Source organism: Nocardioides rotundus (assembly GCF_019931675.1).
Lineage (GTDB): Bacteria > Actinomycetota > Actinomycetes > Propionibacteriales > Nocardioidaceae > Nocardioides > Nocardioides rotundus.
The window spans coordinates 3,772,518-3,799,026 of sequence record NZ_CP082922.1 but is presented as its reverse complement, the minus strand read 5'-3'; the positions used below and the strand labels follow the sequence as shown (position 1 = coordinate 3,799,026).

Genomic DNA, 26,509 nt, shown 5'->3' with positions numbered 1-26,509 from the left:
TCTCGCGAAGGTAGACTTCTACCGTGAGCCTCAACATCAAGAACGAGCGCGTGCATGCCCTCGCCCGCCGAGCCGCTGCCCTGACCGGGAGGACCCAAACAGGCGCCATCGAGGAGGCGCTCGAGCGCCTGCTGACCGAGCTGGGCGAGGACCCGGATGACCAGCGGACGGCCGCCAAGGTGGACCTGGTCCATGACATCGCGCTGCGCTACCGGGCCACGCCGACGGTCGGAGACGTGCAGATCCGGCGGGTCGAGGATCTCTACGACGATGCCATGGGTCTGCCGCGGTGATCGTCGACTCCTCCGCGCTGATGGCGATCCTGGAGGACGAGCCCGGAGCGGACGAAGCGCTGCGAGCAGCGGCGGCTGCCGATTGCCAGATGTCGGTCGCCACGCACCTGGAGGTGGCGATCGTCGCGGACTCCCGGTCGGCGACCCACGGCGCCCGCCTGGACGAGCTGATCGCCGCGCTGGAGATCCGGGTCGCGCCGGTCACCGAGCAGCAGGGTCAGGTCGCCCGGATGGCACACCGGCGGTTCGGACGCGGGTCGGGCTCGCCGGCGCGCCTGAACTACGGCGACTGCTTCGCCTATGCGCTCGCGGTCACCACCGGAGAGCCGCTGCTGTTCGTGGGCGAGGACTTCACCCACACCGACGTGACCCCGGCGTTGATCCGCGGCTGACGCTGGTCACCCTGCTCCCAACGCCTCCCGGCGCGCGGCGGCGGGCGTGACGCCGTACCGCGCCTTGAACGACCGGGTCAGGTGCGCCTGGTCGCGGAAGCCGCGGCCGGCCGCGATCGCCATGATGCTGCGCCCGGCCAGGTGCGGGCTGCGCAGGTCCGCGCGTACCGCGTCCAGTCGCAGGTTGCGGATGGTCTCGGCGAGACTCCACTCCTGACCCTCGAACAGACGGTAGAGCGTGCGCCGGGACAGCCCCAGCGCCGCACAGATCGACGCCGCCCCCAGGTCCGGGTCGCCCAGCTCCGCCCGGATGTGACCGAGTACGCCGGCCCGCAGGGCCTCGTCGGGTGCGATCGGCCGCTCGTGGTCCAGCGTCAGCCCGGCCAGCAGGTTGACTGTGGCGTGTCCGAGCAGCACCGCCGCGTCCGGGCGGCCCCCGGCGTCGTCGACCGCGGAGTCCAGCAGCCGGGTGAGCACCGCGCCGGTGCCCTCCTCGGGGAAGCGGTGGGCCAGCGCAGCGGCGAGCGTCCTGGGCGGCATGGTCAGCAGCTCGCGCGGCACCGTCATCACCGTGCAGACCCACGGGCTGTCCGCATGCAGCTCGTAGGTCAGTCCGGTGTCGTAGAGCCCCATCTGACCGGCAGACAGGGACAGATCCCCCTCGCGGTCGCGCCGCAGGGTGACCTCTCCGGAGCGGACGGCGCACAGCTTCAGCGGAGTGTCCTCCGCCTCTCGGATCGCGGCGGGGGCGCGCCGCAGCGATTGGGGCGTCCCGGTCATCCGGAACGCGGTCACCTGGCCCAGCCGGGCCCGCCGTACTCGGCCTCGGGCGGACGCCTCGTCGACGGTCAGACCGAAGACCGCGGCCATCTCGTCCGCCCAGGGCGCGACCTCGTCGGTCATCGGCCTCGCCTCCTCGCGGCCAGGGACTGGCACGGATCGGCCAGAACCGCGGCACCCACGGTCAACGCGGATCGGCGCGGTGCAGTCAGGCTAGCCGGAAGCATCCACTCTGAGGAGCGTCCATGGCTATCGACTACGACACCTTGTTCATCGGCGGCACGTGGGTCGCGCCCAGCAGCAGTCGCCGGATCAGCCCGATCGATCCCAGCACCGAGGAGGTCGTCGGCTCGGTTCCCGAGGGTCAGGAGGCCGACATCGACGCGGCCGTTGCGGCGGCTCGCCGGGCCTTCGACGACCCCTCCGGCTGGTCCGCCTGGGAGCCGGAGCGCCGGGCGGTCGGGATGAACAGGCTGGCCGACGAGATCGACGCGCGCGCCGACGGCTTCGTGCAGCGGGTCAGCTCGCAGAACGGGATGCCGGTCGCCGTCGCCCGCCAGCTCGAGGCCGGTTACCCCAGCGCGGTGCTGCGCTACTACTCCGGGCTCGCCGCGAGAGGCGGATTCACCGAGGTGCGGCCCGGCTTCTTCGGCGGCGAGATCGAGGTCAGCCGGAAGCCGCTGGGGGTGGTCGGAGCCGTCGTGCCGTGGAACTTCCCGCAGGCGCTCACCATGTTCAAGCTCGCGCCGGCGCTCGCCGCAGGGTGCACGCTGGTGATCAAGCCGTCGCCGGAGACCGTGCTCGACGCGTTCCTCCTCGCCGAGGCGGTCGAGGCGGCCGGACTGCCGCCCGGGGTGGTCAACGTGGTGCCGGCCGGGCGCGAGGTGGGCGCCTACCTCGTCGCTCACCCGGACGTGGACAAGATCGGCTTCACGGGGTCGACCGCCGCGGGGCGGGCGATCGCGGAGACCTGCGGCCGGCTGCTGCGTCCCGTGACCCTCGAGCTCGGTGGCAAGTCGGCGGCGATCGTGCTCGAGGACGCCGAGCTCGACCTCGCCCAGATCGGCGAGGGCCTGTTCACCTCCACCCTGCTCAACAACGGGCAGACCTGCTTCCTCGGCACCCGCGTCCTCGCACCGCGGAGCAGGTACGACGAGGTGGTGGACGCCTTCACCGCCTTCGCCGCAGGGCTGCAGGTCGGGGCCGCCTCCGACCCGGGGACCCAGATCGGGCCGATGGCGACCGGGCTGCAGCGGGACCGGGTGGAGTCCTACATCGCCAAGGGACGCGCCGAGCAGGGCCGGGTGACCACCGGCGGCGGCCGCCCCGACCTCGACCGGGGATTCTTCGTCGAGCCCACCGTCTTCGCCGGACTCGACAACAACGCGACCATGGCGCAGGAGGAGATCTTCGGGCCGGTGCTCACGGTCATCGCCTACGACGGTCTGGACGACGCCGTACGCATCGCCAACGACTCCGACTTCGGCCTCGGCGGCACCGTGTGGACCTCCGACCCCGCCCGCGGCGCAGAGGTGGCCCGGCGGGTGCAGACCGGGACCATCGGCGTGAACCGATACATCCCCGACCCGGCCGCGCCGTTCGGCGGGGTGAAGAGCAGCGGCCTCGGCCGCGAGCTCGGGCCGGAGGGACTGGCTGCCTACCAGCAGCTGCAGAGCGTCTATCTCTGAGCCGCGCCACCCCGCCGGGTCGGCGCTTGTTGACGCCGAGTCGGCGTTACGGCTGACCTCCGCGGCCAAGGACTGTCGGAGGCGGTCGAATGCTCGGGGATGATCGAGGGAGTCCAGGCGATCGACGATGTACCCCGCACACTCTGCCGGCGACTTCTCGGTGGTGTCGACCTCAAGGTCGGCATCTTGGTGGGTGAATGTGCGCTGCGATCGCGCTAGTCCGCGCGGTCGGTCGCCTCGTTGTTGTTCCCGTGCGTCAAGTGCGGCAGGCGACACGGTGACGTGCACCAAGGTGACCTCGTACCCGGCGAGCACCTCAAGGAGGTGCGCCAGCCTCCAGGGTTCGCTGAGCGGATAGTCCATGATCACGTTGTTGCCCTCCGCGGCCAGGCCGGCAACGACGCGGTGGTATCCGGCACGCGTGCGGCGTAGAACTACCTCAAGGTCCTTGTCGTTCAGTGGACGACGAGGAGCTGGCCATCGGAGCCCGTTGACGACGTCGAAGGGAACGAGAAACCAGGGGTCCTCAAGCAGAGGCAGCATCGCTGTGCCCAGGCTCGACTTCCCGGAGCTTGAGGGTCCGTTCAGGAGGATCACGCGCCGGTTCGGTCATGGTCGAAGGCTACGGGGGCGTCTTAGGGAAGGTCCGAAGAGGCTGGATCGGCGTCTTTGGGATGGTTTGCCGTCTCTTGATGTAGACCATCGACGTAGTGATCCGGAACACAATCGCGCGTATGATCGATTCCACTTCACCCGGCTACGTCAACACCCGGTTCGACGTCGCGTCCCTCTTGTCTATCCCTGAGCGCCGACACCTCTCGGCGCGGAAAGCCTGCTGGTTCTGCTGATGGTCTCTTTGGTTCCCGATCCACCGTCTGGGGAGTGGCATGCCCCCGGTGCCGGTGCGTCGGCGCGGTTGGAGGCACTGAGCAGCGGGCTTGAGGGGGTGTTGGACGGGCTGGGCGAGCTGTCGTTGACGGGGTTGTCGGACGATCAGGTCGCGGGGCTGGTGCAGCAGCTCACCGTCGCGACCGGGCGGCTCACCCACGCGCTGGCCCGGACGGTCGCGGACGCGGACCGGCGCGCGCTGCACCACCACACGGGCCACCGGAGCGCTGCGGCGTGGTACGCCGACACTGCTCGGGTCACCGCGCGGGAGGCCCGGCGACTGGTCCGCTTCGGACGGGAGTTGGGCTACGACGCGAACGCGCCGGTCGCGACCGCGCTCGCCGCCGGGACCGTGCGGGCGGATCAGGCGGCGCTGATCCTCCGCGCGGTCGACACCCTGCCCGACACCGTCGACACCGAGGTTCGGGAGCAGGCGCGGGACCGGCTCCTCGCCGACGCAGCCCATTTCGACGCCGACGGACTGCGTCGCCTCGGGAAAGGGATTCTGGACGTCGTGGCGCCGGAGGTCGGGGAGTCCCACGAACAGAAGGTCCTCGCCAAAGAAGCAGCGGCCGCCGCCCAGGGCGCGTCGCTGACGATGTACGACGACGGCCACGGCCGCACCCACGGCACCTTTGTGATCCCCGCCCACCAAGGCGCCATGCTCCGCCAAGCCATCCACGCCATCGCCAACCCGCAACGCCACGACCACAACGACCTCAAAGACCCCGCCACCGGGGACTGGCGCAGCGTGCCCGAACGCCACGGACAAGCCTTCGGCGAGCTCATCGAGCGCTACCCGGTCGACCGGCTGCCCGCCACCGGCGGGGTGAACGCCCAGATCGTGGTCACCATGACCCTCGACACCCTCCTGACCGGTATCGGGGTCGCGACCCTGGACAACGGCGACCGCATCGACGCCGGCACCGCCCGCCGACTGGCCTGCGAAGCCGGCATCATCCCCGCCGTCCTCGGCGGCCCGTCCGAGGTCCTCGACCTCGGCCGGACCCGCCGCTACCACTCCAAAGCCCAGAGGATCGCCCTCGGGATCCGCGACCGCGGCTGCACCGCCCGCGGCTGCACCATCCCACCCTCAGGCTGCCACGCCCACCACGACCGACAATGGGCCCGCGACCACGGCCACACCAACATCCACGACTGCCGCCTCTACTGCCCCCACCACCACCGACGAGCACACGATCCGGCCTACCAGACCGTGATCCATGCCGACAACACCGTGACGTTCCACCGACGCAGATAGGCCGACCGCAGCGCGGGCGTGCCAGGCGATCCAATCGCTTCACTCAGTGAAGGAATAGCGGCATCCGGGCCGGCGTTCGACAGGGCAGTCATCCACCCGCCCTGAGAAGAAGGAAGCCATGAGCACCATCGGAGTCATCATCGGCAGCACCCGCCCGGTCCGGATCGGCCCGCAGCTGGCGGACGCGATCGCGGAGCGCATCGCTGCGGACGGCGCCGAGCCCGAGGTCCTCGACCTGCGGGAGATCGACCTGCCGTTCATGAACGAGCCGAGGATGCCCGCGCTGGGGGACTACCAGCACGACCACACCAAGGCCTGGGCGGAGAAGGTCGACGCGCTGGACGGCGTCGTCCTCCTGACCCCGCAGTACAACGGCGGGATCCCGGCCCCGTTGAAGAACGCGATCGACACCGTCTATACCGAGTGGAACGACCTGCCCACGCTGGTCGTGAGCTACGGCGGCCGCGGCGGACAGATGGCCGCCGACGCGCTGAAGAACGTCTTCCTCGTCACCCGCGCGGATGCGGTCGAGGACAACGTCGCGATCACTCTCGGCGGCGACGACTACGGCGAGGACGGCCTGCTGGTCGACGCCGAGGCGGTCGTCTCCCGGTTCGGCGAGGACCTGGAGCGGGGCCTGAAGGAGCTGCTGACCAAGGTCGACTGACCCTTCCCTCCCAGGAGGGGGGATGTCAGCCAGTCCGTGATGCATCACAGCATCATCACACTCGATGCCATGATGCACTGATGCGGACCACGATCACGCTGGACCCGGATGTCGCCGCCTTGCTCGAGCGCGACATGCGCACGCGCGATGTGCCCTTCAAGCGGGCAGTCAACGAGGCGATACGTCGTGGTCTGGGTGCCGAGACAGCACAGGTCGACGTCGTGTTCCCCTCGGCCGACCTGGGCCAGACCTCCTATGAGTTGGACCATGCGACGGCGCTCGCGGCGGCACTGGAGGACGAGGAGCTCGTGCGCAAGCTCAACGAGGGTCGCTGATGCTCGTCCTCGACACCAACGTGCTGATCTATGCGGTGCACGAGCGGTCGGCCCAGCACGGCGCGGCGCGCGCCTGGCTCACCGACTCTCGCGGGGTCGGAGATCGTCGGGATCCCGTGACAGTCGGCTCTGGGGTCGTCCGCATCACCACCAATCCACGGGTGTTCTCGAGGCCGCTACCCGTGGAGGAGGCGCTGGGAGCCGTGCGCTCCTGGCTGGCCCATCCACGTGTCACCGTCCCGGAACCGACGCGCCGGCACCTGGACATCCTCGCCGGCCTGCTCGAGACCACGGGGACCGCGGGGAATCTCACCGCGGACGCGCACCTCGCCGCTCTGGCCCTCGAGCATGGCGGGGCGGTCGCGTCCTTCGACCGTGGCCTGGCGCGCTTCGGCGTGCGGGTCGTCGTACCCACGCCCTGATCCGACTCGGGGGCGATCCGGAGCCTTCCCTGAGCTGCGAGTCCGGGTCCGCTGGGTGTCGCTCCCCGATGCCCTGAGGGTGGTCTGACTGGTCGGCTTGAGGCATGACGCTGATCGCCCCGCCGCCGTTGCCTCCTGCCGATGGTCTCGACAGGCTCGACCAGCGAGGGCGGGGTGGTCTCGACAGGCTCGACCAGCGAGGGCGGGGTGGTCTCGACAGGCTCGACCAGCGAGGGCGGGGTGGTCTCGACAGGCTCGACCAGCGAGGGCGGGGTGGTCTCGACAGGCTCGACCAGCGAAGGGGGAGGGGGCTGCCGTTCGCGCTGCGGCAGGGGCTCCTCCTGGCGGTCGCTGCGGGCGTCTACTTCGCCGTCCGGAGCATCACCGCGGGTGAGCGCGCGGCGGCCACCCAGAACGCGATGGGCATCGTCGACCTCGAACGGTCCCTCGGCATCTACGTCGAGCGCGCCATCCAGGCTGCGGCCCTCGACGTCGACGGGATGACCCGGCTGGTCAACGGCATCTACATCTACGGCCACTGGCCGGTGATCGCGGCGGTGATGATCTGGCTCGCGCGGCGCCGACCGGCGGCGTACGTCGTCTATCGCAACGCGCTGCTGCTCTCCGGCCTGGTCGGCATGCTCATCGTGGCCGTCTATCCCGTCGCGCCGCCGCGGCTGATGGACCTCGGGTTCGTGGACACGGTGACGGCGCAGTCGCAGGCCTACCGGGTCCTGCAGCCGCCAGTGTTCACCAACCCCTATGCCGCGATGCCGAGCTTCCACGTCGGCTGGGACCTGCTCGTCGGGATCGCTCTGGTCCGCGAGGGCGGCCGCCGCTGGACCCGGATCGTCGGTACGGCGCTGCCGCTGCTGATGCTGGCCAGTGTCGTGATCACCGGCAACCACTACCTGCTCGATGCCGTCGTCGGGGACGCGATCGTGCTGGCCTCGCTGTGGCTGGTGAGCCGTCAGTGGGGACGGCGTACGGCGCGCACCACGACGTCGGCCAGCCTCACCTCGCCGGCCTCGGTCTCGACGACCCGCTCGGACTCCGCGGCGGTCACGACCGTCCAGTCCGGAGAGCCCACGAGCGCGGCCACGGACGCGGCGGTGACCGAGGCCTCCGGCGCCGGGCGACCGCCCTCGCCGTGACCGTGGCCGTGGCCCACGACATCGTCGGGAGCCTGCCGGTGTCCGACCACGAGCAGCGACCCGCCCGGAGCGACCCAGCCGGCCAGCCGGGCATAGAACGCCAGCTGCGGGATCGAGGGATGCGCGTAGTGGGTGGTCACCAGGTCGAACCTCTCCTCCGGCTCCCAGGCCGACAGATCCGCCTCGACCCACGTGATCCGGTCCTCGCCGCCGGCTGACCGGGCTCGGTCGCGGGCGCGGCCGAGCGCCTCCGCGGAGATGTCCGCGGCGGTGACCCGCCAGCCGCGGCCGGCCAGCCAGATCGCCTCCGCGCCCGCGCCGGCGCCGGCCTCCAGCGCCGTACCCGGGTCGAGGGCCGCCACCTCGGCGACCAGGTGCGGGTTGGGCGGGGCGGTCGCCATCGCGCCGCCCGCGCCGGTGATCCACTGCTCCTCCCAGTAGTCCCTGTCGAACGCCGGGGTGTCTCGGTCCGCACTCACGCACCCATGCTCGGTGCAGTCCGGCAATCGGGCAAGCCACCGACGAGTGACCGCCCAGAGCGTGCACGAACCACCCAGTATCCGGCCGTGACCGCCCTCTGCTGAGCGTGAGGCGTCGACTGATCGGCCGACTTGCTCCGTGGTTCGTGCACGCGCCGCCGGGGGTAGGCCCGCGTGAGCGAACGGCAGGTGACCAGCACGTGCCTAGGCCGACGCTCCGGTGAGGGCTGGACCCCACTGGACGGAAACGCGGTGGCCGGACGGTGCGCGGGCGAGCATGATGGCTCAGGTGAGCATCCATCAGGTCACCCTGTGCTTCGCCGCCCATGACCCGGTCGGGCTCGCGCGCTTCTGGGGCGGTGTCCTTGGCCGCAAGGTCGTCGACGACGGTCACGACGGGATCGCCCTCGTCCCCGAGGACGACACCGAGCTCCAGATCCGGTTCCTCCCCACGCTGGAGGAGAAGCGAGGGCCGAACCAGGCGCACTTCGACCTCACGAGCGCCTCGGAGCAGGAGATGGACGCCCGGATCGCCCGGGCTCTTGAGCTCGGCGGCGCCCACATCGACGTCGGTCAGCGCCCGGAGGAGGGCCACGCCGTGCTGGCCGACCCCGAGGGCAACGAGTTCTGTGTGATCCCGCCGGGCAACGGCTTCCTCTCCGACACCGGCACGATCGGCGCGCTCTCCTCCGACGGCACGCAGGCGGTCGGCTACTTCTGGGCCGAGGCGCTCGGCTGGCCGCTGGTGTGGGACCAGGACGAGGAGACCGCGATCCAGTCGCCGCGCGGCGGCACCAAGGTCACCTGGGGCGGGCCTCCGGTTGCGCCGAAGTGGGGGCGCAACCGGATGCACCTGGACCTGTACGCCACCGGCGCGGACGACGTCGACCGACTGGTCGCGCTCGGTGCCTCGCGCTTGGGCTCGGCGGCCTCCGGGCGGGTGCCGATGGCCGACCCCGACGGCAACGAGCTCTGCGTGGTGCTGCCCGCCTGAGACACTGCCCGCGTGACCGACCGGACGCTCGATCTCAGGCCGCTCGAGGGGCGCCCCGGTGCGCGCCTGCGGCTGCAGGCTCTGGGCGCCAACAACCTGTGGGTGATGGGCGCGGTGCTCGGGCTCCTGCTCGTGGCGGTCCCGCTCGTCGTGGCCGTCGGCCTGCTGCTCACCGGCAACGTCGAGGACCGGGGCGGCTGGGTGGTGCTGGCGATGGTGTTCGTCGGTGGCGTGTGCGTCGTCGTCGACCTGTGGCGGAAGGCCGGGAAGGCGGACGCCTTCGCGTCGTTCGCCGCCGCCAACGGGCTGACCCTGACCCGGGGTCGCCTCGTCCCGGACTACGCCGGTCGGGCGTTCGCCTCCGAGTCGGCGCTGGTGGTGCAGAGCGTCCGAACCGCCGAGCCCGCCTTCCTCGAGGTGGGCGACCGAGTGCCCTCGACCACTCCACGGTCACGGTGGCATCAGGTCGGACCGCAGCTGTTCCTCCGGGTCCGGCTGGCCGGCCCCGCAGCGGGTCCGCCCACGGAACTCCCCCCGGGTCTGCACGACCGGCTCGAGCGATTCACCGAGGGTACTCCCTGGAGGTCCTCGGCGACGAGCTGACCCTGTTCGGTGGGCGCGCCCTGGGCGTGCCCGAGGCCGACCGGATCGTCGAGGGGCTCGATCTGGCCGGGGAGCTCAGGCGCTGGGCGGACCAGACCCTGGTCGTGGAGCCGGCCCCGCCGACCGACCCGACCGACCCGGGCGGCTCGGCGGCGTCCCCGGGTCGGGGGAGTCGCATGCGCGGTCCCTGGCAAGCCGTGCTGTGGATCCTCGGGCTCCTGATCGTCTTCCCGGTGCTGGTGGCGGTGGTGATGAGCGTGGCCGACGACCGGCTGCGTGGCAACCTCGACGGTGCCCGCCTGGTGGTCGCTCTGTTGGTGCTGGTGGCCTTCGGCCTCGTCGGCTGGACGGCCCGGCGGCTGACCCGTCCCCGCTGACCGTTGCCGGTGGCCGCGGTTCGTGGCAGGTTCGGGTCCGACCACCACCCTGCCTCGGGAGGCTCGCCATGTTCGCTCGACCGCTCGTCGCCGTGACCGCGCTCGCCGCGGTCGCCGTACCCACAACCGCCGCGGCCGCCGCCGACCCGGCCGCCGCCCCGGAGTTCAGCGCCACCGTCGCGCCGGTGTCCGAGGAGTATCGCGACCAGATGATCGGCGTCTCCTGGCAGCCCGGCTGCCCCGTCCCGATCGACGACCTGCGCGTGGTGACGATGACCTACTGGGGATTCGACGGGCAGGCGCACGAGGGCGGCGAGCTGATGGTGCACAAGGACGTCGCCGACGAGGTGGTGGAGGCGTTCGGGGAGATGTACGACGCCCGCTTCCCGATCCGGCGGATGGAGCTGATCGAGACCTACGGCGGATCCGACGACGCCTCGATGGCCGCGGACAACACCTCGGCCTTCAACTGCCGCCCGATCACCGGCACCACCGACCGGTTCTCCATCCACTCCTACGGCATGGCCATCGACATCAACACCGTGGAGAACCCCTACGTCAAGGGCGACACCGTGCTCCCGCCGGCCGGCTCGGAGTTCCTGGACCGCACCGACGTCCGTCCGGGGATGATCGTGAAGAACGACGTGGTGGTGAAGGCGTTCAAGAGCCGGGGCTTCGAGTGGGGCGGCTCGTGGAAGTCGCTGAAGGACTACCAGCACTTCGAGGCCAAGAAGCTGCCGTGACGGCCCGGCGGCGGGTCGCCGCATGACCGAGGAGCAGGTCCAGGTCTACGACGAGTACGGCGCACCGGTGGACGTCGCCCCCCGGTCGCGGGTGCGTGCGGAGAACCTGATCCACGCCGCCACCGGCGTGCTGGTCCGCGACCCGATGGGCCGGGTGCTGGTGCACCGGCGGACCGACACCAAGGACGTCTACCCCGGCCGGTGGGACTTCGCGGCCGGCGGGGTGATGGCTGCGGGCGAGTCCCCGGACGCGGCCGCCCGGCGCGAGCTCGCCGAGGAGGTCGGCGTCGCCGGGGTGCCGCTCACCCCTCTCGGGCGCGGGTTCTTCGGCGACGACCGGACCCGCTACTGGGGGCACTCCTACCTGGCCGAGTGGGACGGGCCGGTCCGCGGTCAGCCGGAGGAGGTCGCCGAGCTGGCCTGGTGGCCGCTGGAGACGCTCGCCGCGCGACTGGACGACCCGGCCTGGTCGTGGATCCCGGACACGGTCGCGCTGCTCGGCCCCTGGGTCCGCGAGCGTGCCGCGGACCGGGCGCCGGTCTCGGAGCCGGGATGGGACAGCGCGGCCGAGGTGGCCGAGGGCCGGTGGGTGGACCGGCGGCCCCTGCGTGCGGAGATCGAGGCGCCGCTGCTGGCCGAGACCCGGCTGCTGCCGCGCTTGGCGCCCCTCCTCCCGCTGGCGGTGCCGGTGCCTCAGGTGATGGCGGCCGAGCCGCTGTGGGTGCGGCACGCCCTGGTGCCCGGCGACGCGCGGCCGGATGACCTGACCGCGCGCGACGGCGAGGCGATGGGGGCGTTGCTGCGGACGCTGCACGACCTGCCGGAGACGGTGTACGGCGACACCGGCGTTCCCTCCGCCGACGCCGCCCGCGCCGAGCTGCTCGAGCAGCTGGACGGGATGCGGCGGCAGGTGCTGCCTCTGCTCGACCCCGACCTCCGGTCGGCCGGTGCCCGTCTCCTCGACGCCGCGGCGGAGGAGACGCCGACGACGCTGGTGCACCACGACCTCGGTCCCGACCACCTGCTGGTGACCGGCGAGGGGCTGAGCGGGATCATCGACTGGACCGACGCCCGGGTCGCCGACCCCGCGATCGACCTGTCCTGGACGGTGCACGGCGCTCCGCGCGAGTTCGCCGAGGCTGTCGCGTCGTCGTACTCCCTCACGGGCGAGGAGCGCGACCGCGGCCTGCGCCGGCACCGCCTGGGTCCGTGGTGGGAGGTGCGGCACGGCCAGCTCGGCGGCGGGGCGTCGTACGTCGACTCCGGGCTGGCCGGAATCCGCGCGCGACTGCTCGGCTGAGCGACCTAGGGTGTCGCCATGCCCGTGCCCGACCACGTGACCATCCGGCCCGCCGTGCCCGCCGACGCCGAGGCGCTGGCGCACCTGCATCTGGACGTGTGGGACGACGCCTACACCGGGCTGGTGCCGCGGGGGATACTGGACGACCGCCGCGAGCGCGTCGCCGAGCGGGTCGCCCGTTGGGAGGACATCCTGGCCCGCCGCGAGCTCCCCGGCGAGGAGGAGCGGACCTGGGTGGCTGAGGACGACGGCGGGCTGATCGGCTTCGCGGCGACCGGGCCGGCGCGGGACAACGACGTGGACGACCTGCTCGAGCTCTACTCCCTCTACGTGCGGGCGTCCTACTGGGACCGCGGCGTGGGCTACGGGCTCTTCGACACAGCGGTCGCGGACCGGGGCGCCTACCTGTGGGTGCTGGCCGGGAACGAGCGGGCGATCCGCTTCTATGAGCGGCAGGGCTTCCGGCTCGACGGCACCGAGGACGAGCAGGACGAGGGCGTGCACGTGCGGATGGTGCGCTACGGGCGGTAGGGGCGACCTGTGGACGGGGTCGGCCGGCTGGACGACACTGGACCTGACGACGAGGAGTCCCTATGACCGCGGCATCCGCACTGCCCCGCCCCCACGTTCCTGCCTCCACCATCCGCTTGGCGCGTGCGCTGGTGGAGGACGCGCGGCGTCGCGGACGGCGGGAGTCGGCGAGCATCGAGGCGGTCGCGCGCACCCCCCTCCCGGACGATCACGAAGACTGATCCGGCCGCTACCGACACGTGGCGAACGTGCGGGGCTCCGCGCCGTCACGGCAGGGGCCATCGCGGGGTTGGGGTGCATCAAGTGCCCTGGCGTGCGTCCGTTAGTGACATCCAGTGCCCGGTCGCGGGGATTTGGCTGCATGGAATGCCCGGTCGCGGGGTCTTGGGTGCATGGAATGCCCGGTCGGGGGAGAGAGGTCAGGAGGGGGCGCCGGAGCGGACGCGCTCGAGCATCCGGGTGACGTGGCCGTGCCCACGGGTCTCATAGCCGACCACCGAGATCCACGGCGTCAGCGAGAGCACCACCAGCGACCAGCCGAGCGGCAGGTTGGAGTAGCCCATCAGCACCGCCGCCAGCAGGGAGAGCCCCATCAGCGCGATCAGCACGACGTGGAACAGGTCCCGGCCGGGCAGCATCCGGTGCACGAGGGCGAAGAACAGCACGATGAACACCGCCATCGAGACGGCCGCCGAGAGCACCGCGCCGCCCTCGGAGATGTCGCCCTCGCCCTGGATGTAGTACGCCGCCACGTGCAGGCCGGTGCCGACGCCTGCCACCGAGGCGATCACCGGGATGTGCCCGAGCCCGAAGACCCACCCCTTGTCCGAGCGCACCTCCAGCACCTGGGCATACGGGATGGCGAAGTAGTTCCACCACAGGCCGACGGTGACGGCGACCCCGGCCAGCGCGATGAGCGCGGCATCCACCGACCATCCGACCTCGCTCACGACCGCCTCGACCGCGGTCGTCGTGCCCAAGATGACCTCGCCGAAGCTGATGATCATGATCAGGCCGTAGCGCTCGGCGATGTGGTGCGGGTGCCAGGGCGTGGTGGTCTGGCGGCCCTCGATCATCCGCGGCCCCGCCATCTCCAGGAAGAAGAGCACGGCCATGGCGGGCACGACGACCTCGATCGGGAACGGGTTGAGCGCGAGGACCACCCAGGCGACCTGCACCGCGAACAGCAGGCCGGCGTACTTCACCAGTGCTGGCCGCCTGTTCGGATCGGCATGCGCCGCGCGCAGCCACAAGGTGATCATCGCGACTCGCATGACGACGTAGCCGGCGACCACGACCCCGTTGTCGACGTGCCACTCGTTCATCCCCTCGAACAGGGCGGGCACGCCGAGGGCGACGATGATGACGCCGATCATCTGGAGGAGTACGGCGAGTCGCATCGCCCAGTCGTCGGTGTCATAGGCCGAGGCGAACCAGGTGAAGCTCAGCCAGGCCCAGATGACCGCGAACATGGTGATCGCGAAGGCGACCAGGCCGTTCCACAGGTGGTCGGAGACGATCGCGTGCGCGAACTCACCACCCGCGATGCTGAAGGCGACCACGACGGTGAGGTCGTAGAGCAGCTCCAGCGGACTGGCGCTGCGCTCGGCGTCGTGCGGGTCGCGTCCCCGCATCGGGATCAGCCCGTGCGGGCGGGAGCCGGTCGTCAGCTCGTTCTGGGACTCAGACACCGATCGAGCCTAGGTGACCGCGGAGCGGTGCGGAAGGGCGGGCAACCTGTGCCACCCTGTGCCCATGCGGACACCGGTGCCTGACTATCTGCAAGAGGTGCTCGACGACTGCGGTGCCAGCACCGACGGCGCGGTCGCCGACTACATCCCCGAGCTGGCGGCGGCCGACCCGGACCGGCTCGCGGTGGCCGTGGCCTCGTTGGAGGGGCCGGTCCACTCCGCTGGCGACGCCGACGTGCGCTTCACCATCCAGTCCATCTCCAAGCCCTTCGCCTACGCCCTCGCGCTGCGCGACCGGGGGCTGGACCGGGTGCTGGAGTCGGTCGGCGTCGAGCCCAGCGGGGACGCGTTCAACGAGATCTCCCTGGAGCCCGACACCGGCCGCCCGCGCAACCCGATGATCAACGTGGGCGCGATCGTCACCCACTCGCTGGTCGGCGACCCGGGCCTGACCCCCGACGAGCGGGACGCCGCGACGCTCGAGGGGCTCTCGGCCTTCGCCGCCCGCCCGCTGGAGGTGGACGAGGCGGTCTTCGCCTCCGAGATGGAGACCGCGCACCGCAATCTCGCGCTCGGCCACCTGGTCCGCGGCAACGGGATCGTCCAGGAGGACCCGGTCCGGCTGGTGGAGGGCTACACCCGGCAGTGCTCGCTCGCGGTCGACGTCCGCGACCTCGCGGTCATGGCCGCGACCCTGGCCAACGGCGGGGTCAACCCGGTCAGCGGCGAGGAGGTCGTGGCGCCGTGGGTGGCGCGGCAGACGCTGAGCGTGATGGCGACGTGCGGGATGTATGACGCCGCGGGGGACTGGTTCACCTCCGTCGGCATCCCCGCCAAGAGCGGGGTGGCCGGCGGCATCATCGGCGCGCTCCCGGGGCAGGTCGGGCTCGGCGTGTTCTCCCCACGGCTGGACCGCTTCGGCAACAGCGCCCGGGGTGTCGACATCTGCCAGCGCCTGTCCCGCGACATGGGCATGCACGTGATGGCCGCCCCCGCGACCAGCGCCACCGTGATCCGCCGGCACGAGGTCGTCGACGGCCGCACGATCCTGGAGCTGCAGGGCGCGATCCACTACGCCGCGGCCGAGCACGTGCTGCGGGTGATGGAGACGATCGAGCCCGGCTCCGGCCCCGTCCTGCTGGACCTGAGCCGGGTCACCGACGTCAACGACGTCGGCGGGCGGATGGCCGAGGAGGGCGTACGCCGCCTCGAGCTCGACGGGCACGACGTGGAGGTCGTGACCCCCGAGCACCTCGGGCGCTCCTGAGCGCTCCTGCTCGTCGTACGGAACACTGGGCGGCGCCCAGCACGCCCGAAGGGAAGGAACCCGATGAAGACCATGACCTGCCGCCAGCTCGGCGGGCCCTGCGACCTGGCCCACCGCGGCGAGAGCGCCGACGACGTGATCAACGCCCAGGACCAGCACCTCAAGGACGCGGTCAAGGCCGGCGACACCGCGCACGAGCCGGCGAACAAGGAGATGCGCGGTCGGTGGAAGCACCCGAAGAAGTCGCTGGGCTGGTACCGCGACATGAAGCGGCAGTTCGCCGAGCTCCCCGAGGACTGAGCCGCGCCCACCCCCGTGCAGGGGTAGCCGGGCACCTGGGTCCCGTGCCTAGGCTGTGCCCATGAACCTGACCCAACTGCCGCTGCGCGCCACCACCGGCGCCTTCATCCTGAACTCCGGCCTGAGCAAGCTCCAGGCCGACGAGGAGACCGCCCAGGGGCTGCACGGCTTCGCCACCACCGCATACCCGATGTTCAAGGACCTCAAGCCGCAGACCTTCACCCAGCTGCTCGGCGCCGGCGAGGTCGCCCTCGGCGCCGCGCTCCTCGCGCCGATGGTGCCCTCCACCGTCGCGGGCCTCGGTCTGCTCGGCTTCGGCAGCGGCCTGATCGGGCTCTACCTCCGCGTCCCCGGCATGCACGAGGAGGGGAGCCTGCGCCCGACCCAGCAGGGCACCCCGATCGCCAAGGACTCCTGGCTGGTCGGCGCCGGCGCCACCCTGGCGCTGCAGGGCTTCACCAGCGGCGTGCGCAAGGCCGGAAAGCGCGCGAAGAAGCGGGTCTCCTCGGCGGCCGAGACCAGCCGCGACGCGCTCCCCTTCTGATCAACCGGCGAGAGCCCGGAGCGGTACGGCGAGGGTGGTGGCGCCGCGGTGTAGCTGCGCCACCACCTCGTCGACCCGCTCGGCCTGGTCCTCCCGCCAGGAGACGGTGAACTCCAGCGCGTCACCGTCGGCGGCGTAGTAGAACCCGATCCCGCCCGGGGTGGTCGGCGCGAAGCCGCACCGCAGGATCTGCCCGCGGGCCCCCAATGACGTGGTCGAGAGGAAGTCGGTGGTCAGCCGGCGGTAGCCCTCGTCCTCGTGCAGCGGGGAGGTCACGCCCAGGCGCTCGGCGGCCAGGCCCAGCGCCAGCAGGTGCCGGTCGACGGCTCGCCCGGACTTGGCCGCCTTCACCGCCTCGCGGTGCGCCTCCGCCGCGGTCGTGACCTGCTCCGGCGTCGCCGTACCGTCCGCGAGCGCGGCCGCCAGCACGACGGCCGGGGTCGTGTTCGGCCGCAGGCACTCGGTGCGCCCGGCGGCGTACTCCCGCATGTCCACGGCCTCATAGGTGCTGCGCACCCAGCCGTACGTCGCCAGCTGGGCGTGCAGCATCAGCCACTGCTGCGCCGCGTCCACGCTGAATCGCAGGCCGTCGGGCACCGGGCTCGGCACCCGCTCGATCCGGATCCGGTGCGCGGCGACCTCCTCGCGGTGCGCCGCCAGATCCGCCGCGATCGCCTCGCGCACGGCGGGCTCGATGATCCAGGTCAGCTCGTCGACCCGGGGCGGCTCCCCGGCGGGCTCGGTCGGGGCGCCCGCGGCCGCCTGGGCGGGGGCGATCAGGCTGGCGACCGTGGCGCCGTCGGAGACGCTGTGCTCCAGCTGCACGCCGACGTGGTCCTCGACCAGCGACACCTGGTAGGTCAGCGGCTTGTAGGCCCACGAGCTGCCCGGCTCGAAGACGCAGCGGCGCAGCCACGCCGCGGGCTCGGCCGGCTCGTCGTCGAGCCGGACCATGAACAGGGCGGCCGTGAGCCGGTCGTAGGCCGCCCGGTTGTCCGGGTCGGCCAGGAGGTCGTCGAGGTACGGCGCCACCCGCTCACTGCCCAGGCTGGAGAGGGCCGCCACGTCCTCCTCCGCCGCCGGGAGCGCGACCACCTCCTCGAGGGCGGCCGCGATCGTGGCCGCGGGCAGCGCCCGCCCCTCGGCGTCGCTGACCGGGACGAACAGGCAGCGGCCGCGCCACAGCACGCCGACCTCCCGGCCGGCGGGGTCGGTCGGCCCGGGGCGCCACTCGTCGCGCTCGGGCCGCGGGTGCCGGATCCCTCCGGCGGCGACGACCCACTGCTGCATGTCGATCGGGTCTCCGCGCGGTGTCTCGTCGGCGGGCACCTCGCCGCGCAGGTGCGCCAGGTGCGCCTCGGCGAAGGCATGCACGACCTCGGCTGCGCGCGCGACCCCGCCCGGCCGGTCGCCGCCGGAGGCCGGCCAGGCCAGGTCGAAGGCGACGCTGCTGCTCAGCGGGAGCGGGGTCCGCACCGTCAGGTAGGAGTCCAGCCAGGCCCGGGAGAGCCAGCTGTGCCCGTCGGCCGCCTCCTGCTCGCCGTACCGCACCAACTCCTCCTGGCAGGCCGGCCCGACCCCCTCGGCGAACTCCGCCACGGCGGCCCGCGTCCTCGCCAGCTCGGCCGGGTCGAGCAACGGCTCGACCGCGGCCAGGTAGCGCGGCAGCGTGTCCTCCAGACTCGGTAGCGGCAACTGCTTCACGAAACCCACCCTCGCTCCTTGACCTGTTACCCGGAACACACGAAGGTATGGGCAACTCAGCAGAGGGGCACTCCCATGAACCAGCCTTCGTCCTCATCGCAGCTCTCCCGTCGCCGGCTGTTCCAGTACGCCGGCCTGGCCGGGGCGGCGGTCGCCGGGCTCTCGGCCTGCGGCGGTGACGACGGCGGTGGATCCGGCAGCGGCCCTCAACAGCGGGGCGGAGTGCTCACCCACGGCGCCACGGGCGGCAGCGGCAAGGACACCCTGGACGCGCACGCCCCGGTGACCAACCCCGACATCGCGCGGGTGAGCAACCTCTTCGAGCCGCTGCTGTTCTGGGACAACAACTACGAGCTGCAGCCCGCCCTGGCCGAGAGCGTGGAGCCGAACAAGACCGCGGACGAGTGGACCATCCGGCTGCGCGACGGGCTGACCTTCCACAACGGCAAGGACGTCACCGCCGAGGACGTTCTCTACACCATCGGCCGGGTCGCCGACCCGAAGAACCCGACGTCGGCCGGCGTCGACCTGGCCCGGGTGATCGACCTGCAGGCGACCAAGGCGATGGACGACCGCACGGTGCGGGTGGTGCTCAAGCAGCCCTACTCGATCCTGGACGCGATCGTCGCGGAGTACACCTTCGGCATCGTGCCCGTCGACTACGACCCGGCCAAGCCGATCGGCACCGGCGCCTTCTCCTATGAGTCCTTCACGCCGGGCAAGACCAGCACCTTCAAGAAGTACGCCGGCTACTGGGGCGATCCGGCCTTCGTCGACCAGCTGGTGATCCAGGACTTCGCCGACGACAACGCCAAGGTCAACGCGCTGCTCGCCGGGCAGATCCAGACCCTGGACAACCTGCCGACCAACCTGATCGACTCGGTGAAGGGCCAGGGCGGAGCCGCGCTGGTCTCCAAGACCGGTGCCTGGGTGCCGTTCACCATGCGGGTCGACACCGCGCCGTTCTCCGACAACCGGGTGCGGCAGGCGCTGCGACTGATCGTGGACCGGCAGCAGATGGTCGACCAGGCGCTCAACGGCTACGGCTCGCTCGGCAACGACCTCTACGCCCCCTTCGACGACGCCTACGCCGGCGACGACTTCCCCCAGCGCGAGCAGGACCTCGACCAGGCGAAGTCGCTGCTCAAGCAGGCCGGCCAGGAGGGGCTGCAGGTCGAGCTGTTCACCGGCGACGACATCAGCGCCGTGGCGGTCGCCTCCGCCAACCTGTTCGCCGAGCAGGCCAAGGCCGCCGGGGTCGACGTACGCGTCACCAAGAAGACCCCGTTCTACGGCGACGACTACCTCTCCTACCCCTTCGCCCAGGACTTCTGGAACACCCGGCTCTACATCCCCCAGGCGGCCGTGTGCGCGGTGCCGGGGGCGACGTACAACGAGACCCACTTCGACAACCCGAAGTTCACCAAGCTGGTCAACGACGCCACCAAGGAGACCGACGAGGCCAAGCGCAACCAGATGCTGGTCGACGCCCAGCAGATCGAGTACGACGAGGGCGGCTACATCATCTGGGGCTTCCGCGAGCAGATCGACGGCTACGGCGCGGGCGTGCAGGGGATCGAGCCGAGCAAGTACCTCCCCCTGGGGTCCTACAAGTTCCAGTTCGCCTCCGTGTCGGCGTGAGCGCGCGATGAGCGTCACCGACGCCCCGGCGTCGCCGATCGAGGAGGACCGACCCGCGCCGTCCCCGCGGGGGCGGCCCGCCGCGGTCAGCTGGCTGCTGTGGCTGCTGCGCCGGCTCGGGCTGGCCGTTCTCACGCTGTGGCTGGTCTCGGTGCTGGTCTTCGTCGCGACCTCCGCGCTGGGCAACCCGGTGCGGGCGATCCTCGGCCGCGACTACGAGGTCAGCCCGGAGCGGGTCCGTCAGCTCGAGGGCCTGCTCAACCTGGACCAGCCGCTGCCGCAGCGCTACCTCAGCTGGCTCGGTGCGCTGCTGCAGGGCGATCTCGGCACCTCGATCGCCTCCCAGCGCCCGGTGACCGAGATGATCGGCGACACGGTCACCAACAGCCTGGTGCTGGTGCTCATCGCCGCGGTGGTGATGATCCCGCTCGCCTTCGGCATCGCGATGATCTCCTCGGCGATGCGCCGCAAGCGCGGGGACACGATCATCCAGACCGTGCTGCTCGCCCTGGCCGGGCTGCCCGAGTTCGTCATCGGCATCCTGCTGGTGGCGCTGTTCTCCACCACCGTCTTCACCATCCTGCCCGCGGTGACCATCTCGGTGCCGGGGACGCCGCCCTGGTCGGCGCCGGAGACGATGGTGCTCCCGGTGCTCACGCTGGTCCTCGCGGTGTCGCCGTACGTCGCCCGCATCGTGCGCGCCACCCTGCTCGAGGTCCTCGACAGCGACTACGTCGAGCTGGCCCGGCTCAAGGGCGTGCCGGAGCCGGTGGTGATGCGGCGGCACGCGCTGCGCAACGCGATCGTGCCGGGCATCCAGGTGATCGCGCTCCAGCTGGCCTGGCTCGCCGGCGGCGTCGTCGTGGTGGAGTACCTCTTCTCCTACCCCGGGATCGGCGCGCAGCTGGTCGACGCGGTCCGCAACCACGACGTCCCGATGGTGCAGGCGCTCAGCATGATCATCGCGGCCGTCTACGTCACGGTGAACCTGGTGGCCGACCTGGTCTCCATCCTGCTCACCCCCCGCGCCCGGACGGAGATCAGCGGATGAGCGCCCCCGAGCCCGTCGAGACCACCTCGCCCCGCGAGGAGCCGTCCGCCTGGCGGCGGCTGATGACCCGGCCCCGTTTCGTCGTGGGCGCCGTGCTGACCCTGCTGGTGGTGCTGCTGGCCGTCGTCGGTCCGTGGGTCGCGCCGTACGGCGAACGCCAGATCACCGGGCCGCCGTTCTCGAGCGTCGGGTTCCTGGGCACGGACTACCTCGGCCAGGACGTGCTCAGCCGGCTGTTGTACGGCGGCCGCAGCGTGCTGATCGTCGCCTTCCTCGGCACCGTCGTCGGCATGGTCGGCGGCGTGCTGATCGGCGTCGTGGCGGCCTATGCCGGCGGCTGGTGGGACGAGGTGATCATGCGGCTCAACGACGTGGCGCTGGCCTTCCCGCAGATCCTGCTCGCGCTGGTCGTCCTGACCGTGGTCAACCCGTCCTGGTGGATCGTGGTGCTGCTCGTGGGCATCTCCCACATGCCCCGCGTCGCGCGGGTGGCCCGCGGCGTCGCCCTCGGGCTGGTCAGCCGGGACTTCGTGCGCGCCGCCGAGGCGCTCGGCGAGCGCCGCAGCCGGGTCATCATGGCCGAGGTGCTGCCGAACATGGACGCCCCCCTGCTCGCCGAGGCGGGACTGCGGCTGACCTACTCCATCGGGCTGGTCGCGGCCCTGGGCTTCCTGGGCTTCGCCACGAACCCGGGCTCGGCCGACTGGGGCCAGATGATCAACGAGAACCGGCTGGCCATGGCCACCCAGCCGTGGGCGGTGCTCGCGCCGGTGCTGGTCATCGGTGTCTTCACCATCGGCACCAACCTGGTGGCCGACGCGATCGCGTCGCTGAGCCGGCGGGACTGAGGGGGCTGCGATGAGCACGGAGACGCACGACGGCGAGCGGACCGGGTCCGGCATCGTCGTCGCCGGGCTGCGGGTCGCCCTGGCCGGCACCACGACCGACGTGGTGGACGAGGTCGACCTGACTCTCGAGCCCGGCGAGGTGGTCGGCCTGGTCGGCGAGTCCGGCTCGGGCAAGACCACCGTCGGCACCGCCCTGCTGGCCTACGCCCGGCCAGGTGCGCTCATCGACGGCGGCGAGGTGCTGCTCGACGGGACCGACGTACTCTCCCGCTCCTGGCGCGAGATCCGCGAGCTGCGCGGCACCCGGATCGCCTACATGCCGCAGGACCCGGCGGCCGCCCTCAACCCGGCCATCCGGATCGGCCGGCAGATGGTCGAGCTGATGGAGCTGCGCGGCATGGGCACCAAGGAGTCGCGGCTCGACGACGCGCGCCGCGGCCTGGAGGAGGTGGGGCTGCCGAGCGACGACGCCTTCCTGCGCCGCTACCCCCACCAGCTCTCCGGCGGGCAGGTGCAGCGGGTCGCGCTGGCGATGGCGTTCATGCCGCACCCGGAGATCCTGGTGCTCGACGAGCCGACCACGGGCCTGGACGTCACCACCCAGCAGATGGTGCTGGACACCATGTCGGCGCTGTGCGAGACCTACGGCGTCGCCGCGCTCTACGTCACCCACGACCTCGCGGTGGTCGCGAACATCGCCGACCGGGTCGCGGTGATGTACGCCGGCCGGGTCGTCGAGCTCGGCCCGCGGGAGTCGATCTTCAACGACCCGCGGCACCCCTACACCCGCGCCCTGCTCGACGCGATCCCGCACCTGAGCCACGCCCGGGCGCTCAAGGGCATCCCGGGCCGCACGCCCGCGCCGGGTGCCCGGCCGTCCGGGTGTCGCTTCCACGACCGGTGCGATGCCGCGATCGAGGAGTGCGCCACCACCGAGCCGGACCTGGTCGCGATCTCCGACACCGCGCCCGGGGAGGCCGTCCACGTGAGTCGCTGCCTGCGGGCGCGCGAGCTGCCGTCCTGGGACATCAACACCGGTGTGGTCCCCGACGCCGACCCCGAGCGGCCGCGCGAGCAACTGCTGCGGGTGGAGGGGCTCGACGTCTTCTACGGCCGCAGCCAGGTGGTGTTCGACGTCAGCTTCGACGTCGCGCGGGCCGAGGTGGTCGCGCTCGTCGGCGAGTCCGGCAGCGGCAAGACCACCATCTCCCGCTGCGTCGGCGGGCTGCACAAGCAGTGGTCGGGCTCGATCGTCTTCGACGGCGAGGAGCTCGCCAAGAGCGCCCGCTCCCGCAGCAGCGAGCAGCGCAAGCGGATCCAGTACATCTTCCAGAACCCCTACCTCTCGCTGAACCCGCGCCTGACCGTGGAGCAGATCGTCCGGCGGCCGATGGAGCTGTTCGGCATCGCGTCGGGCAGCGAGGCCCGCGACCGGGTGGAGGCGCTGCTCGACCAGGTCGCGCTCGGCGCGGGGGTGATGCGGCTGCCGGCCAACCGGCTGTCGGGCGGCGAGCGGCAGCGGGTCGCGATCGCGCGGGCGCTGGCCGCCGAGGCGGACCTGATGGTCTGCGACGAGATCACCTCGGCGCTCGACGTCTCCGTGCAGGGGTCGATCGTCGACCTGCTCGACGAGCTGCGCCAGACCCGCGGGATCAGCCTGCTCTTCGTCACCCACAACCTGGCGCTGGTCCGCTCGATCGCCGCCCGGATCGAGATCCTCAGCGCCGGCCGCGTGGTCGAGGCCGGTCCCGTGGCCACGGTGATGGAGGACCCGCAGGAGGACTACACCCGCCGCCTGCTGGGCAGCACCCCCACGATCGAGCGCCGCGCCTGACCGGTGCCGCACCGTCCGCCATACTGAAGGTATGGACGACACCAACGGGTACGCCGGACAGGCCGCGTGGCGGCGGATCCAGGAGTTCCTGCCGGTCGGCTTCCGGCTGACTCCCGAGACCGAGCCGGCCGAGGAGTGGTGGGACTACGACGGCCACCGGATCCACCTCGACACCTACCGCGACCCCGCGGCGCCCGCGAAGGTGATCCTGCTGCACGGAGTCGGCACCAACGGCCGGCAGATGACCACGATCCTCGGGCGCCCGCTGGCGGCTCGGGGCCTGGAGACGATCGCGGTCGACATGCCGACGTACGGCGTCACCCGGGTCGCGCCCGGCGCGCTGGTCACCTACGACGACTGGGTGCGGATCGGCGCCGCGCTCGTGGAGGCCGAGCAGGCCCGCGACGACCGGCCGGTCGTGCTCTACGGGCTCTCGGCCGGTGGCATGGAGGCCGTCCACATCGCCGCCCTCGCACCGCGGGTCGCGGGCATCGTGGGCATGTGCTTCCTGGACCAGCAGAGCACCCGGGTCCGCGCCGAGACCGCCTTCGACCCGGTCTCCGGGGCGACCGGGGGCGTGGTGATGTGGGTGCTCGCCCGCACTCCCGCGCGCCGGGCGCGGGTGCCGATGCGGCTGGTCAGCAAGATGCGCGCCCTGGTCAACGACAAGGACGCTCTGCGCGCCTGGTATGCGGATCCCACCTCGGCCGGCAACCGGGTGAGCGTGGCCTTCCTGGCCTCCTACCTCGGCTACCGGCCGGCGGTCGAGCCGGAGCGGTTCGACGTCTGCCCGGTCTTGCACACCCAGCCGGCGGCGGATCGCTGGACCCCGGCCCGGCTCTCCGAGCCGTTCCTCCGGCGGCTCCGGCAGGTGCCGGTCTCGACCGTCGAGCTGGAGAACGCCGGCCACTACCCGCTGGAGCAGCCGGGCCTGGACCAGCTGGTCGACGCCGTCGACGGCTTCGTCAGGCGTCAGCTGCCGTGAGCACCTCCGCCTCGGCCCTCGAGCCGTGCGCGTCGACGTGGTCGTCGACGTGGGCCAGGCGGCGGTGCTGGACGGCGATGAGCAGCGCGGAGGCGAGGACGGTCGCGGCGCCGACGTAGAACGGCAGGTGCACGCTGACCCTCTCCCCGAGCGTGCCCGCGATCCAGGGGGCGGCGGCTCCGCCGGAGAAGCGGACGAAGGAGTACGCCGCCGACGCGACCGGCCGCTCGACCGGTGCCGCCTTCATCACCGCCTCGGTGATCAGGGTGTTGTTGATGCCGAGGAAGGCTCCGGCGACGACGACCGAGGTGGCGAGCACGGCCTTGGAGTCGGTCCAGACGGCCATCACGACGAGGATCGCGGCGAAGCCGAGCAGCGCGAGGAGGATCCCGCGCCGGGTGCCGACCCGCCGCTGCAGCCACGGCGCCACCACGACGGAGGTGAAGGCCAGCAGGATGCCCCAGCCGAAGAAGATCAGGCCGACCGCGTGGGCGGACAGGTCCAGGGGGAACGGTGTGAAGGCGAGCAGGGTGAAGAACCCGAAGTTGTAGAGCAGCGCGGTGATCCCCAGCGTCAGCAGGGCGGGGTGGCGCAGGGCCCTCAACGGCGCCGAGAGCGAGGAGCGGTGGCCGGTAGGCGGCGTCGCCGGGAGGAAGAGGGCGACACCGGCGAGCGCGACCATCATCAGGGCCGAGACGCCGAAGAACGGGAACCGCCAGGAGAAGGACCCCAGCAGCCCGCCGAGCAGCGGCCCGGCCGCGATACCGACGCCGAGGGCGGCCTCGTAGAGGATGATCGCCTGCCCCACCGACCCGCGGGCCGCGGCGGTGATGGTGGCGAGCGCGGTCGCGATGAAGAGCGCGTTGCCGAGCCCCCAGACGCCGCGGAAGGCGACGATGCCGGGAACGCCGTCCATGAAACCGGCGAGCCCGGCGCCGAGGATGATCACGACCAGGCCGAGCATCAGGGTGCGCTTGGCGCCGAGCCGGCTGGAGACCCAGCCCGTGACGAGCATCGAGACGCCCATCACGACCATGTAGCTGGTGAACAGCAGCGACACCTGGCTCGGGCTCGCGCCGAGCTCGTCGGCGATCGGCTTGAGGATCGGGTCCACCAGGCCGATGCCCATGAAGGCGATGACACACGCGAACGCGACGGTCCACACGTTCTTGGGCTGACGCCACATCAGACGGAATCTCCTGTCGTCGAAGGGGGAAGGGGCATCCGGGCGCGCGGCTCCAGGCGGGTGAGCAGGCTGCCGAGGGCGTCCGAGGCGCGGGCCAGCTGCTCCCGGTCCTCGGCGGTGAGCTCGGCGAGCACGGGCGCCAGCGCCTGGGCCCGGGCCTGCCGGGCGCCCTCGAGGGCGGCGCGGCCGTCGGCGGTCAGCGTGACCACCTGCGCGCGGGCGTCCTCCGGGTCGGGAGTACGGCGGGTCCAGCCGGCCGCCTCGGTCCGGTTGAGCTGGGCGCTGACGCTCGGTTGCGAGGTGTGGTCGGCGGCGGCGAGCTCGCCCACCCGGGTCGGCTCGAGCACGTCGATGAGCACCAGCAGACGCAGCTGCGCCAGCGGGACGTCGTACGCCGCATGGTGGCTGGCCCACCGGTTCAGTCGTCCGACGGTCACCAGCAGCCGGTGTCCCAGGTCGTCGGTCTCACTCACGAGCGACGAGGCTACGCCGAACTACATACAGAGACTATGCAATTGAGCAGAGACGTGCGCCACATCGGTGGCGCCGCC

Annotated in this window: 28 protein-coding genes and 2 pseudogenes; 23 read left to right on the top strand and 7 right to left on the bottom strand. The window is 71.9% G+C overall.

What is annotated here, in order from left to right; genetic code table 11:
• The first annotated feature begins 23 nt into the window (after positions 1–23).
• Together K8W59_RS18650 and K8W59_RS18645 are read left to right on the top strand one after the other, a co-directional pair.
• Positions 24–293: a type II toxin-antitoxin system VapB family antitoxin gene (locus K8W59_RS18650; RefSeq protein WP_223396494.1), complete on the top strand. Its 270-nt coding sequence runs from the start codon at positions 24–26 to the stop codon at positions 291–293.
• Positions 290–685, top strand: a complete 396-nt coding sequence (locus K8W59_RS18645; RefSeq protein ID WP_223396493.1) for a type II toxin-antitoxin system VapC family toxin — start codon at positions 290–292, stop codon at positions 683–685. Before K8W59_RS18650 ends, K8W59_RS18645 begins: the two co-directional genes overlap by 4 nt.
• A gap of 6 nt (positions 686–691) precedes the next feature.
• On the opposite strand, the gene K8W59_RS18640 is transcribed toward K8W59_RS18645, so the two are convergent.
• On the bottom strand, positions 692–1,588 hold the full coding sequence (locus K8W59_RS18640) for a helix-turn-helix domain-containing protein (RefSeq protein WP_223396492.1): 897 nt from the start codon (positions 1,586–1,588) through the stop codon (positions 692–694).
• 122 nt (positions 1,589–1,710) lie between these two features.
• Between K8W59_RS18640 and K8W59_RS18635 the strand changes: the two genes are divergently transcribed.
• The gene (locus K8W59_RS18635) at positions 1,711–3,153 is read left to right on the top strand and encodes an aldehyde dehydrogenase (RefSeq protein ID WP_223396491.1); all 1,443 of its coding nucleotides are present in this window, start codon (positions 1,711–1,713) and stop codon (positions 3,151–3,153) included.
• A gap of 126 nt (positions 3,154–3,279) precedes the next feature.
• Here K8W59_RS18635 and K8W59_RS18630 read toward each other — a convergent pair.
• Positions 3,280–3,750 (bottom strand): annotated as a pseudogene (locus K8W59_RS18630) (chloramphenicol phosphotransferase CPT family protein); the annotation flags it as partial.
• A gap of 349 nt (positions 3,751–4,099) precedes the next feature.
• Here K8W59_RS18630 and K8W59_RS18625 point away from each other — a divergent pair.
• From K8W59_RS18625 to K8W59_RS20325, 5 genes and pseudogenes are all read left to right on the top strand, one after another.
• Entirely contained in the window at positions 4,100–5,302 is a 1,203-nt protein-coding gene (locus tag K8W59_RS18625) for an HNH endonuclease signature motif containing protein (RefSeq protein ID WP_223396490.1), read from the top strand.
• Positions 5,303–5,420: 118 nt separating this feature from the next.
• Complete coding sequence (locus K8W59_RS18620) at positions 5,421–5,969, top strand: NADPH-dependent FMN reductase (RefSeq protein ID WP_223396489.1); 549 nt, start codon at positions 5,421–5,423, stop codon at positions 5,967–5,969.
• An 80-nt stretch (positions 5,970–6,049) separates the two neighbouring features.
• The gene (locus tag K8W59_RS18615; protein ID WP_223396488.1) at positions 6,050–6,304 is read left to right on the top strand and encodes a hypothetical protein; all 255 of its coding nucleotides are present in this window, start codon (positions 6,050–6,052) and stop codon (positions 6,302–6,304) included.
• Positions 6,304–6,726: a TA system VapC family ribonuclease toxin gene (locus K8W59_RS18610; RefSeq protein WP_223396487.1), complete on the top strand. Its 423-nt coding sequence runs from the start codon at positions 6,304–6,306 to the stop codon at positions 6,724–6,726. The genes K8W59_RS18615 and K8W59_RS18610 overlap by 1 nt, the downstream gene beginning before the upstream one ends.
• Before the next feature lie 104 nt (positions 6,727–6,830).
• Positions 6,831–7,676, top strand: a pseudogene (locus tag K8W59_RS20325) (phosphatase PAP2 family protein); the annotation flags it as partial.
• A 20-nt stretch (positions 7,677–7,696) separates the two neighbouring features.
• Here the strand turns inward: K8W59_RS20325 and K8W59_RS18600 are convergent.
• Complete coding sequence (locus tag K8W59_RS18600) at positions 7,697–8,359, bottom strand: SAM-dependent methyltransferase (protein WP_223396486.1); 663 nt, start codon at positions 8,357–8,359, stop codon at positions 7,697–7,699.
• 289 nt (positions 8,360–8,648) lie between these two features.
• Here K8W59_RS18600 and K8W59_RS18595 point away from each other — a divergent pair, with 289 nt between their 5' ends.
• The 7 genes from K8W59_RS18595 to K8W59_RS18565 all read left to right on the top strand — a co-directional run bounded on the left by K8W59_RS18595 (position 8,649) and on the right by K8W59_RS18565 (position 13,128).
• Entirely contained in the window at positions 8,649–9,353 is a 705-nt protein-coding gene (locus K8W59_RS18595; protein WP_223396485.1) for a VOC family protein, read from the top strand.
• Positions 9,354–9,365: 12 nt separating this feature from the next.
• Positions 9,366–9,956 carry a hypothetical protein gene (locus K8W59_RS18590; protein ID WP_223396484.1) on the top strand — a complete coding sequence of 197 codons (591 nt, stop codon included), beginning with the start codon at positions 9,366–9,368 and terminating at the stop codon, positions 9,954–9,956.
• A gap of 26 nt (positions 9,957–9,982) precedes the next feature.
• Positions 9,983–10,333, top strand: a complete 351-nt coding sequence (locus K8W59_RS18585) for a hypothetical protein (RefSeq protein ID WP_223396483.1) — start codon at positions 9,983–9,985, stop codon at positions 10,331–10,333.
• A 68-nt stretch (positions 10,334–10,401) separates the two neighbouring features.
• On the top strand, positions 10,402–11,076 hold the full coding sequence (locus tag K8W59_RS18580) for a M15 family metallopeptidase (protein ID WP_223396482.1): 675 nt from the start codon (positions 10,402–10,404) through the stop codon (positions 11,074–11,076).
• 22 nt (positions 11,077–11,098) lie between these two features.
• Positions 11,099–12,376: a phosphotransferase gene (locus K8W59_RS18575; RefSeq protein WP_223396481.1), complete on the top strand. Its 1,278-nt coding sequence runs from the start codon at positions 11,099–11,101 to the stop codon at positions 12,374–12,376.
• A gap of 18 nt (positions 12,377–12,394) precedes the next feature.
• Positions 12,395–12,907 carry a GNAT family N-acetyltransferase gene (locus K8W59_RS18570; protein WP_223396480.1) on the top strand — a complete coding sequence of 171 codons (513 nt, stop codon included), beginning with the start codon at positions 12,395–12,397 and terminating at the stop codon, positions 12,905–12,907.
• 62 nt (positions 12,908–12,969) lie between these two features.
• A complete protein-coding gene (locus K8W59_RS18565; protein ID WP_223396479.1) occupies positions 12,970–13,128 on the top strand; it encodes a hypothetical protein in 159 nt (52 codons plus the stop codon).
• A gap of 198 nt (positions 13,129–13,326) precedes the next feature.
• On the opposite strand, the gene K8W59_RS18560 is transcribed toward K8W59_RS18565, so the two are convergent.
• A complete protein-coding gene (locus tag K8W59_RS18560) occupies positions 13,327–14,598 on the bottom strand; it encodes a low temperature requirement protein A (RefSeq protein WP_223396478.1) in 1,272 nt (423 codons plus the stop codon).
• A gap of 64 nt (positions 14,599–14,662) precedes the next feature.
• Here K8W59_RS18560 and K8W59_RS18555 point away from each other — a divergent pair, with 64 nt between their 5' ends.
• From K8W59_RS18555 to K8W59_RS18545, 3 genes are all read left to right on the top strand, one after another.
• Positions 14,663–15,865, top strand: a complete 1,203-nt coding sequence (locus tag K8W59_RS18555) for a glutaminase (protein ID WP_223396477.1) — start codon at positions 14,663–14,665, stop codon at positions 15,863–15,865.
• A gap of 63 nt (positions 15,866–15,928) precedes the next feature.
• Complete coding sequence (locus tag K8W59_RS18550) at positions 15,929–16,165, top strand: hypothetical protein (protein WP_223396476.1); 237 nt, start codon at positions 15,929–15,931, stop codon at positions 16,163–16,165.
• Between the two features lie 61 nt (positions 16,166–16,226).
• Positions 16,227–16,709: a DoxX family membrane protein gene (locus K8W59_RS18545; protein WP_223396475.1), complete on the top strand. Its 483-nt coding sequence runs from the start codon at positions 16,227–16,229 to the stop codon at positions 16,707–16,709.
• Here K8W59_RS18545 and K8W59_RS18540 read toward each other — a convergent pair whose 3' ends face one another.
• Positions 16,710–18,413 carry a choline/carnitine O-acyltransferase gene (locus tag K8W59_RS18540; RefSeq protein WP_223396474.1) on the bottom strand — a complete coding sequence of 568 codons (1,704 nt, stop codon included), beginning with the start codon at positions 18,411–18,413 and terminating at the stop codon, positions 16,710–16,712.
• Between the two features lie 75 nt (positions 18,414–18,488).
• On the opposite strand from K8W59_RS18540, the gene K8W59_RS18535 reads away from it, so the two are divergent.
• From K8W59_RS18535 to K8W59_RS18515, 5 genes are read left to right on the top strand one after another with little or no spacing between them, the layout of a single operon-like run.
• Positions 18,489–20,054, top strand: coding sequence for an ABC transporter substrate-binding protein (locus tag K8W59_RS18535; RefSeq protein ID WP_223396473.1), 1,566 nt, complete (start codon positions 18,489–18,491; stop codon positions 20,052–20,054).
• A gap of 7 nt (positions 20,055–20,061) precedes the next feature.
• Positions 20,062–21,105 (top strand): ABC transporter permease, encoded by a 1,044-nt coding sequence (locus K8W59_RS18530; protein WP_223396472.1) that lies wholly within the window; start codon positions 20,062–20,064, stop codon positions 21,103–21,105.
• Positions 21,102–21,953, top strand: coding sequence for an ABC transporter permease (locus K8W59_RS18525; RefSeq protein WP_223396471.1), 852 nt, complete (start codon positions 21,102–21,104; stop codon positions 21,951–21,953). The genes K8W59_RS18530 and K8W59_RS18525 overlap by 4 nt, the downstream gene beginning before the upstream one ends.
• Before the next feature lie 10 nt (positions 21,954–21,963).
• Positions 21,964–23,787, top strand: coding sequence for an ABC transporter ATP-binding protein (locus tag K8W59_RS18520; protein ID WP_223396470.1), 1,824 nt, complete (start codon positions 21,964–21,966; stop codon positions 23,785–23,787).
• Positions 23,788–23,818: 31 nt separating this feature from the next.
• Positions 23,819–24,772: an alpha/beta hydrolase gene (locus tag K8W59_RS18515; protein WP_223396469.1), complete on the top strand. Its 954-nt coding sequence runs from the start codon at positions 23,819–23,821 to the stop codon at positions 24,770–24,772.
• On the opposite strand, the gene K8W59_RS18510 is transcribed toward K8W59_RS18515, so the two are convergent.
• Together K8W59_RS18510 and K8W59_RS18505 are read right to left on the bottom strand one after the other, a co-directional pair.
• A complete protein-coding gene (locus tag K8W59_RS18510) occupies positions 24,753–25,958 on the bottom strand; it encodes an MFS transporter (protein ID WP_223396468.1) in 1,206 nt (401 codons plus the stop codon). The genes K8W59_RS18515 and K8W59_RS18510 overlap by 20 nt on opposite strands.
• A complete protein-coding gene (locus K8W59_RS18505) occupies positions 25,958–26,431 on the bottom strand; it encodes a MarR family winged helix-turn-helix transcriptional regulator (protein WP_223396467.1) in 474 nt (157 codons plus the stop codon). The genes K8W59_RS18510 and K8W59_RS18505 overlap by 1 nt, the downstream gene beginning before the upstream one ends.
• Between the last annotated feature and the right edge of the window lie 78 nt (positions 26,432–26,509).